This is a genomic window from Nocardia neocaledoniensis (assembly GCF_003182135.1).
GTDB classification, from domain to species: domain Bacteria; phylum Actinomycetota; class Actinomycetes; order Mycobacteriales; family Mycobacteriaceae; genus Nocardia; species Nocardia neocaledoniensis.
Genome location: NZ_QGTL01000004.1, coordinates 714,500 through 730,543 on the forward strand (window position 1 = coordinate 714,500; position 16,044 = coordinate 730,543).

The 16,044-nt window shown below is 69.1% G+C and carries 10 protein-coding genes; 9 read left to right on the top strand and 1 reads right to left on the bottom strand.

The features are described from left to right. Positions 1–186 precede the first annotated feature (186 nt). The 3 genes from DFR69_RS35220 to DFR69_RS15305 all read left to right on the top strand — a co-directional run bounded on the left by DFR69_RS35220 (position 187) and on the right by DFR69_RS15305 (position 6,795). A complete protein-coding gene (locus tag DFR69_RS35220) occupies positions 187–3,201 on the top strand; it encodes a DNA polymerase III subunit gamma and tau (RefSeq protein WP_341867797.1) in 3,015 nt (1,004 codons plus the stop codon). Positions 3,202–3,390: 189 nt separating this feature from the next. Beyond that, positions 3,391–4,605: an acetyl-CoA C-acetyltransferase gene (locus DFR69_RS15300; protein ID WP_110038164.1), complete on the top strand. Its 1,215-nt coding sequence runs from the start codon at positions 3,391–3,393 to the stop codon at positions 4,603–4,605. A 39-nt stretch (positions 4,606–4,644) separates the two neighbouring features. Continuing rightward, complete coding sequence (locus DFR69_RS15305) at positions 4,645–6,795, top strand: 3-hydroxyacyl-CoA dehydrogenase NAD-binding domain-containing protein (RefSeq protein WP_110038165.1); 2,151 nt, start codon at positions 4,645–4,647, stop codon at positions 6,793–6,795. 68 nt (positions 6,796–6,863) lie between these two features. On the opposite strand, the gene DFR69_RS15310 is transcribed toward DFR69_RS15305, so the two are convergent. After that, the gene (locus DFR69_RS15310) at positions 6,864–8,228 is read right to left on the bottom strand and encodes an aminotransferase-like domain-containing protein (RefSeq protein ID WP_110038166.1); all 1,365 of its coding nucleotides are present in this window, start codon (positions 8,226–8,228) and stop codon (positions 6,864–6,866) included. A gap of 110 nt (positions 8,229–8,338) precedes the next feature. Between DFR69_RS15310 and DFR69_RS15315 the strand changes: the two genes are divergently transcribed. From DFR69_RS15315 to DFR69_RS15340, 6 genes are read left to right on the top strand one after another with little or no spacing between them, the layout of a single operon-like run. Continuing rightward, a complete protein-coding gene (locus DFR69_RS15315) occupies positions 8,339–9,187 on the top strand; it encodes a nitrilase-related carbon-nitrogen hydrolase (protein ID WP_110038167.1) in 849 nt (282 codons plus the stop codon). A 16-nt stretch (positions 9,188–9,203) separates the two neighbouring features. Further along, complete coding sequence (hydA, locus tag DFR69_RS15320; protein ID WP_110038168.1) at positions 9,204–10,625, top strand: dihydropyrimidinase; 1,422 nt, start codon at positions 9,204–9,206, stop codon at positions 10,623–10,625. Positions 10,626–10,634: 9 nt separating this feature from the next. Continuing rightward, positions 10,635–11,660 carry a TIGR03842 family LLM class F420-dependent oxidoreductase gene (locus tag DFR69_RS15325; protein ID WP_110038169.1) on the top strand — a complete coding sequence of 342 codons (1,026 nt, stop codon included), beginning with the start codon at positions 10,635–10,637 and terminating at the stop codon, positions 11,658–11,660. Beyond that, complete coding sequence (locus DFR69_RS15330; RefSeq protein WP_110038170.1) at positions 11,657–12,985, top strand: aspartate aminotransferase family protein; 1,329 nt, start codon at positions 11,657–11,659, stop codon at positions 12,983–12,985. The genes DFR69_RS15325 and DFR69_RS15330 overlap by 4 nt, the downstream gene beginning before the upstream one ends. After that, positions 12,982–14,484 (top strand): CoA-acylating methylmalonate-semialdehyde dehydrogenase, encoded by a 1,503-nt coding sequence (locus DFR69_RS15335; protein WP_110038171.1) that lies wholly within the window; start codon positions 12,982–12,984, stop codon positions 14,482–14,484. Before DFR69_RS15330 ends, DFR69_RS15335 begins: the two co-directional genes overlap by 4 nt. A gap of 26 nt (positions 14,485–14,510) precedes the next feature. Next, on the top strand, positions 14,511–15,959 hold the full coding sequence (locus DFR69_RS15340; protein WP_110038172.1) for an NCS1 family nucleobase:cation symporter-1: 1,449 nt from the start codon (positions 14,511–14,513) through the stop codon (positions 15,957–15,959). The last annotated feature ends 85 nt before the right edge of the window (positions 15,960–16,044 follow it).

Sequence of the window (16,044 nt, forward strand, 5' to 3'; positions counted from 1 at the left end):
GCGAATTCACCCCTCGGGGAGCAGTCGATAACTCGGCCGTTGCACCTGGTCACCCAGATTTGTCGGAATTGTTCCGACCTCGAACAGAACTGTGATTCATGTCACGTTTGCCGAAGGGCTTCGGGGCGGGTGGCGATGCGTCAGCCGCGCACCCACCTGTCACACGTCGCCGGTAGCCTGTGGGCCGTGGCTCTGTACCGGAAGTATCGACCGGCGACGTTCGCTGAGGTAGTGGGTCAGGAGCATGTCACCGACCCGCTGAGTACGGCGCTGGACACCGGGCGGATCAGCCATGCGTATCTGTTCTCCGGGCCCCGCGGCTGCGGAAAGACCTCCTCCGCACGCATTCTCGCGCGCTCGCTCAACTGCGTGGAGGGCCCGACCTCGACGCCATGCGGCGTCTGCGCCTCCTGTGTGGCGCTCGGGCCGGGCGGCGCGGGCAACCTGGACGTCATCGAACTCGACGCGGCCAGCCACGGCGGTGTCGACGACACCCGCGAACTGCGCGACCGCGCGTTCTACGCGCCCGCCGAGTCGCGCTACCGCGTGTTCATCGTCGACGAGGCGCACATGGTCACCACGGCCGGCTTCAACGCGCTGCTCAAGATCGTCGAGGAGCCGCCCGCCCACCTGATCTTCATCTTCGCCACCACCGAGCCGGACAAGGTGCTGCCGACGATCCGCTCGCGCACGCACCACTACCCGTTCCGGCTGCTGCCCCCGGCCACCATGCGTGGCCTGCTCGGCAAGATCTGCGAGCAGGAGCACGTGCCGGTGGAGGAGGCGGTGTATCCGCTGGTCATCCGGGCCGGTGGGGGTTCGCCGCGCGACAGTCTGAGCGTGCTCGACCAGCTGCTGGCCGGTGCCGGGCCCGACGGCGTCACCTACCAGCGCGCGGTCTCGCTGCTCGGTGTCACCGACGTGGCGTTGATCGACGACGCCGTCGACGCGCTGGCCGCCGACGACGGCGCCGCCCTGTTCGGCACGATCGACAGCGTGATGGAGGCGGGCCACGATCCGCGCCGCTTCGCCGTCGACCTGCTCGAGCGCCTGCGCGACCTGATCCTGCTGCGCGCGGTCCCCGACGCCGCCGACCGCGGCCTGGTCTCCGGCCCCGGCGATGTCCTGGAACGCATGCGCGACCAGGCCGAACGCCTCGGCCCGGCCACCCTCACCCGCTACGCCGAACTCCTGCACGAGGGCCTGGGCGAGATGCGCGGCGCCACCGCCCCCCGCCTGCTCCTCGAGGTCATCTGCGCCCGCATGCTCCTGCCCTCGGTCTCCGACGCCGAGTCCGCCACCCTGCAACGCCTCGAACGCCTGGAACGCGGCTTCGCCTCGGGCGCCCGCCCCGCAGCCGCCCCCTCGGCCGACCGCGCGCCCACCCCCTCCGACGACGTCGCCCCGCCCGCCGAACGCCCGGCCCCGCCCGCCGGCTCCGGCAACCGCCGCCGCGGCGCGGAACTCCTGGCCGCCGCCCGCGCCGAAAAAGAAGCAGCCGCAAGCGGATCGGCAGCGCCCACGGGGTCGGCCGCATCCGCGAACCCGGCAATGTCCGCGTCGAACCGGCAGTCCGGCGCCGCGAGCGCACCGCCCGCTGGACCGGGTGGAGTGCCCGCCCAGTCGCACCCGCAGGGCGGCGCTGCGAGCGCACCTTCCGCTGGGCCGGGTGGGCCGGCCGCCCAGCCGCACCCGCAAGTTGCCGATGCGAGCGCGACTTCCGCCGGTCCGGGCGGGCCGAGTGTCCAGCCGAATCCGCAGGGCGGCGCTCCAAGCGCACCGCCTGCTGGGTCGGACGGCGTAGTCTTCCAGCCGAATCCGCAGGTCGGTGGGACGAGTCAGCCGTCTGACCAGGCGGGCGCGCCTGTCGCCCAGCCGAATCGGCAGGTCGGTGCGTCGAGTGCTTCGTCTGCCCCGTCGAGTGCGCCAGGCACCCAGCCGGACCAGCAGGTCGGTGGGTCGAGTGGGCCGTCTGACCAGGCGGGCGTGCCGGACGCGCAGCTGAACCAGCAGGCCGCCGCGAGTGCACCGAGCACCCAGCCGGGCCCGCAGGTGCGCGCCGCGGGTGCGCCACCTGTCCAGTCCGGAGCGCCGGTCGTACAGCCGAACTCGCAGGTCGGTGCGCCGAGCGCGACTGCTCAGCCGGATCCGCGAATCGCTGCCCGGAGCGCGTCGGCGGACCGGTCGGCCGCCGAGGTGTCCACTCGCCACGGCGTCGCGGAAGACGTTCCCGCTCAACACTCTTCGTCGGACCCGCATCCGGCTGATCAGGCTGCCGAACCCGACGCGGGTGTCGGTGCCGCTGCCGTGGCGCCGTCGGCGGCCCATGAGTCGCAGCGCCCCGAACCGGCGCCGAGCGAACCGGAAGCGCCGACGCGTCGAGCTGATTCGTCGCCGCAGGCCGATTCCTCGCAGCAGGCGGGCCGGGCCGCTCAGTCGTCCGCGGCGACTCAGGCGCCTGGTTCGCGGGACGAGGCAGCACCGCATCGGGAACCCGCGGCACCGCAGCAGGATCCCGCTCCCGCGCAGCAGCCTGCCGAAGACCTCATCGCTGTGGTCGAGGGGGCCTGGGCCGAGATCAAGGGGAAGGTGCGGGAGTTCGGGCCTACGCTCCAGGCGTTGTTGTCGGGGGCGGCGGTGTCGCGGGCCGAGGGCAGCACCATCGTTTTCGCGCATCAGAGCCCGCCGTTGGCGCAGCGATTGTCGGATCCGCGCAATATCGACGCCGTGCGCTCAGCCGTGCGGGCGGTGCTCGGGCGGGAACTGGATGTGCGCTGGGAGACGGGGACGCCCGCGCCCAGGCCCGCTCCGGCCGCGAAGGCGGCGGGCGGTGCGGCGCGCGGGGCGGGGCCGGGGGAGGCCAAGCCCGCGGGACGGCCGAAGTTCTCGCGCCCGAGCCAGGCGAAGGGCAATCCGGCGGGCCAGGCCAGGCAGGCCGGTGAGGACGACATCCCGCCGCCCGATTTTCCCGACCTGCCGGACGACCCGGGCCCCGAGGAGGGGTACCCGTCGGATCCGGGCCGGTCGGGTGGGGAATCCGCGCGTGGTGATGCCGCATTGGCACCGCCGACGCCGGAGGAGGAGCAAGAGATGCTGGCCGCCGCCGCGGAGCCGGTGGCTCCCGGTGACCGGCAGGACCCTGATGAGGTCGCTCTGGCGTTGCTGCGGGCGGAGCTCGGAGCGAAGAGTCTGGATGGTTGACAGCCACCGGCCGGACCACGTTAAGTTAACCGGAGTTCGCACACCACGGTAGTATGAACGGGTGGCCGGAATCGCCGGATGGGGCATGGCTCTATGCTCCGCTGGTGCTGCCGGATTTGTACGGCGTCGAAGACGATAGGTCGTGGCGTTCGTGCGGCCACCGCACCCCAAGGAAGGAAACACTCCGATATGACCACAGAGGCCTACATCTACGAGGCCATCCGCACTCCGCGCGGCCGCGGCAAGAAGAACGGCTCGCTGCACTCGGTCAAGCCGATCGATCTGACTGTTGGTCTGATCCAGGAGCTGCGTGGCCGCTTCCCCAACCTCGACGAGGACCAGATCTCGGACCTGATCCTGGGCGTCGTCACCCCGGTCGGTGACCAGGGCATGGACATCGCCCGCGTCGCGGTGACCACCGCTGGCCTGCCCGACACCGTCGGTGGCTTCCAGCTCAACCGCTTCTGCGCCTCCGGCCTCGAGGCCGTGAACCTGGCCGCGCAGAAGGTGCGCTCCGGCTTCGACGACCTCGTCATCGCCGGTGGCGTCGAGTCCATGTCGCGCGTGCCGATGGGCTCCGACGGCGGCGCCTGGGCGCTCGACCCGGCCACCAACTACGACGGCTACTTCGTGCCGCAGGGCATCTCGGCCGACCTGATCGCCACCATCGAGGGCTTCTCCCGTGATGACGTCGACGCCTACGCGGTGCGTTCGCAGGAGCTGGCCGCCAAGGCCACCACCGGCGGCTACTTCGCCAAGTCGATCGTCCCGGTCAAGGACATCAACGGCCTGGTCGTGCTGGACAACGACGAGCACATGCGCCCCGGCACCACCGCCGCCGACCTGGGCAAGCTGAACCCCTCCTTCGCCGGCATCGGTGAGATGGGTGGCTTCGACGCCGTCGCGCTGCAGAAGTACACCTACATCGAGAAGATCAACCACGTCCACCACGGTGGCAACAGCTCGGGCATCGTCGACGGCGCTGCCCTGGTGCTGATCGGCTCCGAGGAGGCGGGCAAGAACTCGGGTCTGACCCCGAAGGCCCGCATCGTCGCCACCGCGACCTCCGGCGCCGACTCCACCATCATGCTGACCGGCCCGACCCCGGCCGCGAAGAAGGCCCTGGACCGCGCCGGTCTGACCATCGAGGACATGGACCTCGTGGAGATCAACGAGGCGTTCGCCTCCGTGGTGCTGAAGTTCCAGAAGGACCTGAACGTCCCGGACGAGAAGCTGAACGTCAACGGCGGCGCGATCGCCATGGGCCACCCGCTGGGCGCCACCGGCGCGATGATCACCGGCACCGTGGTCGACGAGCTGGAGCGCCGCAACGCGCGCTACGGCCTGGTCACCCTGTGCATCGGCGGCGGCATGGGTGTCGCCACCATCATCGAGCGCGTCTGATCCCCGGCCGACACTTCTCATAGGAGAGAACGAAAAACTATGACTGACAACATCATCGGCTGGGAGAAGGACGCCGACGGCGTGGTCGTCCTCACGATCGACGACCCCAGCCAGGGCGCCAACACCATGAACGACGCGTACATCTCCTCGATGGCCGCGACCGTGGACCGCCTGGAGGCCGAGAAGGACGACATCACCGGTGTCGTCATCACCTCCGGCAAGAAGACCTTCTTCGCCGGCGGCGACCTGAAGAACATGCTCAAGGTCGGCCCGAACGACGCGGCCGAGGTCGTCAAGATGCTCGAGGGCGTCAAGGCGCCGCTGCGTCGCCTGGAGCAGCTGGGCAAGCCGGTCGTGGCCGCCATCAACGGCGCCGCCCTCGGCGGTGGCCTGGAGATCGCGCTGGCGACCCACTACCGCGTCGCGGCCGACGTCAAGGGTTCGGCCATCGGCCTGCCCGAGGTCTCCCTGGGCCTGCTGCCCGGTGGCGGCGGCGTGACCCGCACCGTGCGCATGCTCGGCCTGCAGGGCGCGCTGATGCAGGTGCTGCTGCAGGGTCAGCGGCACCGCGTCACCAAGGCCAAGGAAATCGGCCTGATCGACGAGGTCGTGTCCTCGGTCGAGGAGCTGCTGCCCGCCGCCAAGGCGTGGATCGCGGCCAACCCCGAGGCTGCTCAGCCGTGGGACAAGAAGGGCTTCAAGATCCCCGGCGGCACCCCGTCCACCCCGGCCTTCGCGGCGAACCTGCCCGCGTTCCCGGCCAACCTGCGCAAGCAGATCAAGGGCACCAACATGCCCGCCCCGCGCGCCATCATGGCCGCGGCGGTCGAGGGCGCGCAGGTCGACATCGACAACGCGCTGACCATCGAGGGTCGTTACTTCACGAGCCTGCTGACCGGCCCGGTCGCGAAGAACATGATCCAGGCGTTCTTCTTCGACCTGAACCACATCAACGGTGGCGGTTCGCGGCCGAAGGACGTGCCCAAGCGTGAGATCAAGAAGATCGGCGTCATCGGCGCGGGCATGATGGGCGCGGGCATCGCCTACGTCTCCGCCAAGGCCGGCTACGAGGTCGTCCTCAAGGACGTCGAGCTCGCGGCCGCCGAGAAGGGCAAGGCGTACTCGGAGGCCATCGAGAAGAAGGCGCTCTCCCGTGGCAAGACCACCCAGGAGAAGTCCGACGCGCTGCTGGCTCGCATCACCCCGACCGCGGACGCCGCCGACTTCAAGGGCGTCGACTTCGTGATCGAGGCCGTGTTCGAGAACCCCGACCTCAAGAACAAGGTCTTCCAGGAGATCGAGGACATCGTCGACGCCGACGCGCTGCTCGGCTCGAACACCTCGACCCTGCCGATCACCCTGCTGGCCGACGGTGTGAAGCGCTCCGAGGACTTCATCGGTATCCACTTCTTCTCCCCCGTGGACAAGATGCCGCTGGTGGAGATCATCAAGGGCGAGAAGACCTCCGACGAGGCGCTGGCCCGGGTGTACGACTACACCCTCGCCATCAAGAAGACCCCGATCGTCGTCAACGACAGCCGCGGCTTCTTCACCTCGCGCGTGATCGGCACCTTCATCAACGAGGCCATCTCGATGGTCGCCGAGGGCGTCGACCCGTCGACGGTCGAGCAGGCCGGTCTGCAGGCGGGCTACCCGGCCGCGCCGCTGAAGCTCAGCGACGAGCTGAACTTCACCACCATGCAGAAGATCTACAAGGAGACCGCCGAAGCCATCATCGCGGCCGGTGGCGAGCTCAACGCCGCCTCCGCGAAGACTGCCGAGGTGCTCGACACCCTGGTCGGCAAGTACGACCGCAAGGGCAAGGCGGGCGGCGCCGGCTTCTACGACTACGTCGACGGCAAGGCCACCGGCCTGTGGGACGAGCTGCGCTCGCTCTACAACTCGCAGCGTGAGCTCCCGGAGGGCGTGACCTTCCAGGATCTCAAGGACCGGATGATGTTCGCCGAGGCCATCGAGACCCAGAAGTGCTTCGACGAAGGCGTGCTCACCAGCACCGCCGACGCGAACATCGGCTCGATCTTCGGCATCGGCTTCCCGGCCTGGACCGGTGGCGTGCACCAGTTCATCGTCGGTTACCCGGGCGGCCAGGAGGCCTTCGTGGCCCGCGCCGACGAGCTGGCGAAGAAGTTCGGCCCGCGCTTCGAGGTTCCGGCCTCCCTGCGCAAGTAAGCGGTACCCGGCTCCGGCCGGTCGGAAGCCCGTCACCGTCTCGGTGGCGGGCTTCCGTCATTGTGTGGTCAGGCGGGGGCGTCGCCGAGAGAGAAGTATTCGGCCTGGCGGGGGCGTGCGGCCATGGCGAGCACGGCGGCCACCTCGTCGACGCCGTCGGTCAGCGGGGCGATGGTGACGCGCACCGCCTCGGGATGCCCGCGGTCGGCGGCGAAGAACGGCCCGCCGGGCGCGACCCGGATGCCGTTGGCGGCCAGGTGAACCAGCGCGGTGCGCTCGTCGGCGACGGGCAGCCACGCGTTGAGGCCCTGCCCGTCGGCGACGCGGACGCCGCGCGCGCCGAGCGCGGTGACCAGCGCGCGGCGCCGGGCCTGGTATTGGTCGCGCGCGAATTCCACCGTGCGGGTGACGGTCTCGTCGCGCAGCATCTCGTACAGCAGCCGCTGCAGGATGCGTGGCGTCCAGCCGGGGCCGAGCACCCGGGTGGCCACGATCCGGTCGATGATCTCCTCCGGGCCCGACAGCGCCGCGATCCGCAGGTCGGGTCCGTGCGATTTGGAGTAGCTGCGCACGTGCAGCACCTGGTCGGGCAGCCAGCGCCCGAGGCTCACGTCGGCGGCGGGCACCACCGGCCCGGAGTGGTCGTCCTCGATGACCACGCACCGATGGTCGCCGCGGCGCAGGATGTCGGCCAGTTCCGCGGCGCGCTCGGCGCTCATCGACGCCCCGGTGGGGTTCTGCGCGCGGGGTTGCAGCACGGCTGCGGTGGCGCCGGTGGCCAGTGCGCGCGCGAATTCGCCTGGTAGCAAGCCCTCTTCGTCCATGCCGACGGGGACGGTCTCGGCGCCGATGGAGTCGAGGTAGTCGAGGATGTAGGGGAAGGTGGGGTCTTCCACGATCACCCGGTCGCCGAAGCGGACGACCGCCTGCAGGCTGCGGGCGACGGCGTCCATGGCCCCGTCAACGACGGTGAGCGCCCCCGACTTCGTCGGCCAGTCGGCCTGGAGCAGGCGGCCGAGCTCGGGCACGACCGGCGCCTGGTGGTAGTCGGTGGTCTCGGTGCCGAGGGCCAGCCGCGACAGGATCGTGCCGACCTCGGGCAGCAGCAGCGGGTCGGGGGTGCCCAGCGAGAGGTCGAGCCGCGCCGAGGTGGCGCCCTTGGTCATGCCGTCGGTGCGGGAGACGGGCCGGGGGCGGGTGCCGCCCTCGGCGACGAAGGTCCCGCTGCGCCCCCGCGAGACCACGAGCCCGGCCTGCGCCAGCGCCCGCCAGCCGTGGCTGACGGTCGCCGGGCTCACGCCCAGGCGGCTTGACAGTTCCCGCACGGTCGGCAGCCGATCGCCCGGACGTAGCTCTCCGCTGGTGATCAGGCGGGCGATGGCCCCGGCGATCCCGGCGGGGGTCGGGTCATCGATCTGAATCCGGTCGTTCATTTCCACTTCTCGATCGCGTCGCGAGATTTACACTTCCGGCATTGACTGAAATATTCAGGAAATGTTTACCGTCGAAGATAACATAACCAACTTCGGTAGGAGATCGACAGGTGACGACAATCAAGGCAGCCATCACCCAGGCAACGTGGACCGGCGACAAGAAATCGATGCTCACCAAGCATGAGGGATTCGTCGAGGAAGCCGCGGCCGCTGGAGTGCAGGTCATCTGCTTCCAGGAACTGTTCTACGGCCCGTATTTCGGCAATGTGCAGGACAAGAAGTACTACGAGTACGCCGAATCGGTCCCCGGCCCGACCACCGAGCGGTTCGCCGAACTGGCGCGGGCGCATCAGATGGTGATCGTGCTGCCGGTGTACGAGGAAGACCAGCCCGGCGTGCTGTACAACACCGCGGCGGTGATCGACGCCGACGGCACCTACCTGGGCAAATACCGTAAGCACCACATCCCCCACCTGCCGAGCTTCTGGGAGAAGTTCTACTTCCGCCCCGGCAATCTCGGCTATCCGGTGTTCGACACCGCGGTCGGCAAGATCGGCGTCTACATCTGCTACGACCGGCACTTCCCCGAGGGCTGGCGCGCCTACGGCCTCGGCGGCGCCGAGCTGGTGTTCAACCCCTCGGCCACCAAACCCGGTCTGTCCAACCGGCTCTGGGAACTCGAGCAGCCCGCGGCCGCCGCGGCGAACCAGTACTACATCGCCGCGAACAACCGGATCGGCACGGAGACGGCCGAATTCGGCGACGACGCGGTGACCTTCTACGGCAGCTCGTATTTCGTCGATCCGCGCGGCAACTACGTCGGCGACGTCGCCTCCACCGACACCGACGAACTGGTGATCCGCGAGATCGATCTGGATCTGGTGCGCGAGGTGCGCAGCGACTGGCAGTTCTATCGCGATCGCCGCCCGGACTCCTACGACGCCATCGTGGCGCCCTGAGTGCGGGAGGACCTGTATGGCAACCACTTTGATCACAGGCGGCACCGTCGTCTCGGCGACGGGACGGGGCGCGGCCGACGTGCTCGTCGACGGTGAACGCATTGTCGCGCTGCTCGAACCGGGCAGCACGGTGCTCGGCGCGAACCTCGCCGAGACGGTCGACACCGTCATCGACGCGAGCGGCAAGTACGTCATCCCGGGCGGCATCGACGCGCACACGCACATGTCGATGCCGTTCGGCGGCACCACCGCCGCCGACGACTTCGAGACCGGCACCAGGGCCGCCGCCTGGGGCGGCACCACCATGATCATCGACTTCGCGGTGCAGAAGTTCGGTGAGCGGGTGCCGGAGAGCCTGCAGACCTGGCACGACATGGCGGCCGGGCAGTGCGCCGTCGACTACTCGTTCCACCAGATCATCGGCGAGGTGAACAAGGAGTCGCTGGCCGAGCTGCGCAGGCTGCCCGACGAGGGCATCACCAGCTACAAGCTGTTCATGGCCTACCCCGGCGTGTTCTACAGCGACGACGCGCAGATCCTGCGCGCCATGCAGACCGGCGCCGACACCGGCCTGCTCACGATGATGCACGCCGAGAACGGCCCCGCCATCGACGTGCTCGTCGAACAGCTGCTGGCCCAGGGCAAGACCGACCCGTACTACCACGGCGTCGCCAGGGCCTGGCAGCTCGAGGAGGAGGCCACCCACCGCGCGATCATGCTCGCCGACCTCACCGGCGCGCCGCTGTACGTGGTGCACGTGTCGGCCAAACAGGCGGTGGCGCAGCTGGCCGCGGCCCGCGATCGCGGCCGCAATGTGTTCGGCGAGACCTGTCCGCAGTACTTGTACCTCTCGCTCGAGGACAACCTGGGCGCACCGGGTTTCGAGGGCGCGAAATGGGTGTGCTCGACGCCGCTGCGCTCGCGTGAGGAGGAACACCAGAACCAGGTGTGGCAGGCACTGCGCACCAACGATCTGCAGATGGTGTCCACCGATCACTGCCCGTTCTGCATGAAGGGGCAGAAGGACATGGGGATCGGCGATTTCTCCAAGATTCCCAACGGGATCGGCTCGGTCGAGCACCGGATGGACCTGATGTACCAGGGCGTGGTGGACGGCCGGATCACCCTGGAGCGCTGGGTCGAGATCACCTCGACCACCCCCGCCAGGATGTTCGGCCTCTACGGCCGCAAGGGCGTGCTCGCACCGGGCGCCGACGCCGACATCGTGGTCTACGACCCGAACGGGCACACCTCCATCGGGCTGGGCAAGACGCATCACATGAACATGGACCACTCCGCCTGGGAGGGCTACGAGATCGACGGTCACGTCGACGTGGTGCTCTCGCGCGGCAAGGTCGTGGTCGCCGACGGCGAATACCGGGGGCGCAAGGGCGACGGCAAGTTCGTGCGCCGCGACCAGTGCCAGTACCTGATCTGAGGAGACGCCATGGAATTCGGAGCGGTACTTCAGTGCGACCCGCCGGCAGCGCGCACCGTGCAGCTGGCGAAACTGGCCGAGGCGCACGGCTTCAGCCACCTGTGGACCTTCGACTCGCACCTGCTGTGGCAGGAGCCGTACGTCCTCTACAGCCAGATCCTGCACGAGACCAGGCGGATCACAGTCGGGCCGATGGTGACCAACCCGGCCACCCGCGACTGGACGGTCACCGCCTCGCTGTACGCCACGCTCAACGAGATGTACGGCAACCGCACCATCTGCGGGATCGGGCGCGGTGACTCGGCGGTCCGGGTGGGCGGCGGAAAGCCGACCACACTGGCCACTCTGCGCGAATCGATCCACGTGATCCGGGAGCTGGCCAACTCGCGTCCGGTCGAATACAACGGCAGCACACTGCAATTCCCGTGGAGCACCGGCTCGACGCTCGACGTCTGGGTGGCGGCCTACGGGCCGAAGGCACTGGCGCTGACCGGCGAGGTGGCCGACGGATACATCCTGCAGCTGGCCGACCTCGACATCGCCGAATGGATGATCGGCACCGTGCGCGCGGCGGCGAAAGCGGCCGGCCGCGACCCGGATTCGATCAAGATCTGCGTGGCCGCGCCCATGTACATCGGCACCGATCGCGCGCACATGCGCGACCAGTGCCGCTGGTTCGGCGGCATGGTCGGCAACCACGTGGCCGACATCGTCGAGCGCTACGGCACCGGCGGCGGTGTGCCGCAGGCGCTCACCGACTACATCGAGGGCCGCAAGGGCTACGACTACAACCAGCACGGCCGGGCCGGAAACACCCACGCCGACTTCGTCTCCGACGAGATCGTGGAGCGATTCTGCCTGCTCGGCACTTCGGAGGAACACATCGCGAAGCTGCGCGCGCTCGCCGATCTCGGCGTCGACCAGTTCGCGGGCTATCTGCAACACGACAACAAGGAGGAGACCTTGCGTGTCTACGGCGAAACGGTGATCCCGCGGCTGCGCCAGGCCGTCACCGCGACGAAGGTGTCGGCATGACCGGGGCGACGGTCGGCGTCGACCTGGACGCGCGCGCCTACGAACTCGACCGCGCCCACGTGTTCCATTCGTGGTCGGCGCAGGGCAGCCTGGATCCGATGGTGTTGTCGGGCGGACGCGGCTGCCGGGTCTGGGACCACGCGGGCCGCGAGTACCTCGATTTCGCCAGCCAGATGGTGAATGTCAATATCGGACACCAGCATCCGGTGGTCACGGCCGCGATCGCCGAGCAGGCCGCGCGGCTGACCACGATCGGTCCGGCCGTGGCGAACCTGCAGCGCGGCGAGGCGGCGCAGCGGATCACCGCGCACGCGCCCGAGGGCATGAACAAGGTGTTCTTCACCAACGGCGGCGCCGACGCCAACGAGAACGCGATGCGGATGGCGCGCCTGCACACCGGACGCGACAAGGTGCTCTCGGCCTACCGGTCCTATCACGGCAACACCGGCGCGGCTGTGGTCGCGACCGGCGACTGGCGCCGGATGCCGAACGAGTACGCGCGCGGCCACGTCCACTATTTCGGTCCGTACCTGTATCGCAGCGAATTCTGGGCGGAGACACCGGAACAGGAGAGCGAGCGCGCGCTGCGCCACCTGGAACGGGTGGTGCAGGCGGAGGGGCCGCAGACCATCGCGGCGATCCTGGTGGAGAGCGTGCCGGGCACCGCGGGCATCCTGGTGCCGCCGCCGGGCTATCTGGCCGGAGTGCGCGCCATCGCCGACCGCTACGGCATCGTGCTGATCCTCGACGAGGTGATGTGCGGATTCGGCCGCACCGGACGGTGGTTCGCCTTCGACGGCTACGACGTGACCCCGGACCTGATCACCTTCGCCAAGGGCGTGAACTCCGGCTACGTGCCGGTCGGCGGCATCGTCATCTCGGACGAGATCGCCGCGACCTTCGACGACCGCGTCTTCCCCGGTGGCCTGACCTACAGCGGCCATCCGCTGGCGGCCGCCTCCATCGTGGCGGCGCTGGACGTGATGGCCGAGGAGGGCATCGTCGACAACGCCGAGCGCATCGGGCGCACGGTGATCGGTCCGGCGCTGGACAAGCTTGCCGCCGAGCACCCGATCGTCGGCGAGGTCCGTGGCGAGGGCGTGTTCTGGGCGATCGAGCTGGTCGCCGACCGCACCACCCGCGAACCCGTCGACGCCGCGACCATCGCGCGCGTCAAAGCCGGACTGGCCGCCAGGGGCGTGCTGGTGTTCGGCGCCGACAACCGGATTCATTTCGTTCCACCCTGCGTGGTCACCGAGGCCGAGGTCGCCGAGGCCGTCGCCGCGCTCAGTGATGTATTGGCCGACACTTTGGAGATCCGATGACGCACCCCACCGACACGCTCGAGCACTGGGTCGACGGCAAGCCGTGGACCGGTGAATCCACCCGCACCGCACCGGTGTTCGACCCCGCCCTCGGGGTACCGCGCCGCACGGTCCGGATGGCCACGGCCACCGATGTCGACGCCGCGGTCAAGGCCGCGGCCGCCGCGCTGCCCGCCTGGCGGGATTCGTCGATCGCCACGCGGCACCGCTTCCTGCTGAATTTCCGCGAACTGCTCAACGCCCGCAAGGACGCGCTGGCCGAGATCCTCACCGCCGAACACGGCAAGGTGCTCTCGGACGCGGCGGGCGAGATCGCGCGCGGGCTCGAGGTGGTGGAGTTCACGCTCTCGATGCCGCACCTGCTCAAGGGCGAGTTCAGCCAGAACGCCTCGACCGGGGTCGACGTCTACTCGGTGCGCGAGCCCGTCGGCGTGGTCGGCATCATCAGCCCGTTCAACTTCCCGGCGATGGTGCCGCTGTGGTTCTTCCCGATCGCCATCGCGGCGGGCAACACCGTGGTGCTCAAGCCGAGCGAGAAGGATCCGTCGGCGGCGAACTGGCTGGCCGAGGTGGCCGCCGACGCCGGGCTGCCCGCCGGCGTGCTCAATGTGGTGCACGGCGACAAGGAAGCCGTGGACGCGCTGCTCACTCATCCCGAGGTCGGGGCCATCTCGTTCGTCGGCTCCACTCCGATCGCCGAGTACGTGTACCGGACCGCGAGCGCCAACGGCAAGCGCGTGCAGGCGCTCGGCGGAGCGAAGAACCACATGCTGGTGCTGCCCGACGCCGACCTCGACCTGGCCGCCGATGCCGCCGTCAACGCCGGTTTCGGCTCGGCGGGCGAGCGGTGCATGGCGGTGAGCGTGGTCCTGGCCACCGAATCGGTCGCCGACGAGCTGGTCGCGCGGATCGCCGAGCGGATGAAGGACCTGCGCACCGGCGACGGCCGCCGCGGCTGCGACATGGGCCCGCTGATCACCCGCGAGCACCGCGACAAGGTGGCCGGTTACCTCGACACCGCCGTCGCCGACGCCGCGGAACTGGTGGTCGACGGGCGTGCGTCCACCTTCGACGGAGACCCGAACGGCTTCTGGCTCGGCCCGACCCTGATCGACCGGGTGCCGGTGAGCTCGGCGGTCTACCGCGACGAGATCTTCGGCCCGGTGCTGTCGGTGGTGCGGGTCGAGGGATTCGAGCAGGCCGTCGAGCTGATCAACGCCTCGCCCTACGGCAACGGCACCGCCATCTTCACCAACGACGGCGGCGCGGCGCGGCGCTTCCAGCGGCAGGTGAACGTGGGCATGATCGGCGTGAACGTGCCGATCCCGGTCCCGGTGGCCTACCACAGTTTCGGCGGTTGGAAGGCGTCGCTGTTCGGCGACGCGAAAGCCTACGGCCCCAACGGTTTCGCCTTCTTCACCCAGGAGAAGGCGATCACTTCCCGCTGGCTCGATCCGAGCCACGGCGGCATCGACCTCGGTTTTCCGCGGAACAGTTAGCACGATCGAAGCACTAAGGACATCCGATGACAGAAACTCGGGTACGGCCGTCCGATGACGCGCCGAGCAGTTCCACGCTGGTCAACGACGACTTGGCACCGACTACCAAGGAGACGGCGACCTGGCGTACCTGGGACATCTTCTGCCTCTGGATGACCTCGGCACACAGCATCGCCAGCTACGGCTTCGCCGTCGGCATGCTCGCGCTCGGCATGACCGGTTGGCAGACGATGCTCGCGCTGTTCGCCGGCGTGCTGCTGCTGTGGCTGGGCAGCAATCTGATCGGCGTCGCGGGGCAGAAGGTCGGGGTGCCGTTCCCGGTCTTCGCCCGCGGCGCGTTCGGGGTGTTCGGCGCCAACATCCCCGCGCTGCTGCGGGCCCTGGTCGCGGTGTTCTGGTACGGCATCCAGACCTACCTGGCCTCCACCGCGCTGATGATCCTGCTGTTGCGGGTGGCGCCCGGACTCGAATCGCTCACCGGCAACGACATCCTCGGCCTGTCCACGCTGGGCTGGATCGCGTTCCTGGTGCTGTGGACGGTGCAGCTGGCGATCATCAACTACGGCATGGAGGTGGTGCGCAAGGCCTCCGACTTCGCCGGGCCCGCGGTCTGGATCGGGATGATCGCGCTGGCGATCTGGATTCTCGGCAAGGCCGACTGGAGCATCGACTTCAACGCGCGGGCCGGGGAACCGCTCAGCGGGGGCGCGACCGTCGCGACCTTCGTCGGCGTGGCGTTCCTGATGGTGGCGTTCATGGCGGGTCCGCTGGTGAACTACGCCGACTTCGCGCGCTTCTCGCCCAGCCGTAAGGCGGTGCTGCGCGGCAACGCCTGGGGCATCCCGTTCAACGAGACCGCGTTCGTGGTGCTCTCGATCATCATCGCGCTGGCCACGCTGAAGGTGTACGGCAAGGTGCTCGCCGATCCGGTGGCGCTGGTCGCCGACATCGACAGCGATGTGATCGTGGTGATCGCCGCGGTGCTGTTCGCCACCGCGACCGTGGGCATCAACGTGGTGCTGAACTTCGTCTCGCCGGCCTACGACATCTCCAACGCGGCGCCGAAGTACATCTCGTTCCGCACCGGCGGCGTAATCACCGCGCTGCTATCGATCGTGGTCCTGCCGTGGAAGCTGTGGGAGAACCAGAACTTCATCATCTACTTCCTCGGCGGCGTCGGCGCCCTGATGGGCCCGGTCTTCGGCATCCTCGTCGTCGACTACTACCTGGTCCGCAAACAGCGCACCGTCCTGGCCGACCTCTACAGCGACGAGCCCACCGGCAGCTACTGGTACACCCGCGGCTTCAACCCCAAGGCCCTGATCGCCCTGGCCATCGCGGGCCCGGTCGCGGTCATCGTCGCCCTCGCCCCCGACTCCGGCAACATCACCGCCCTCTCCTGGCCGGTAGGCGCCACCCTCGGCGCCCTGGTCATGTACGCCCTCAACCTCCACAAACCCGCCGCGGCGGGCTGATCGACACCGAGAGCCCCGTCGCGCGCGGATCGCGTGGCGGGGCTCCGGCGTGCCATACTGAACGAGGAAGTTCTGAAAAAATTCA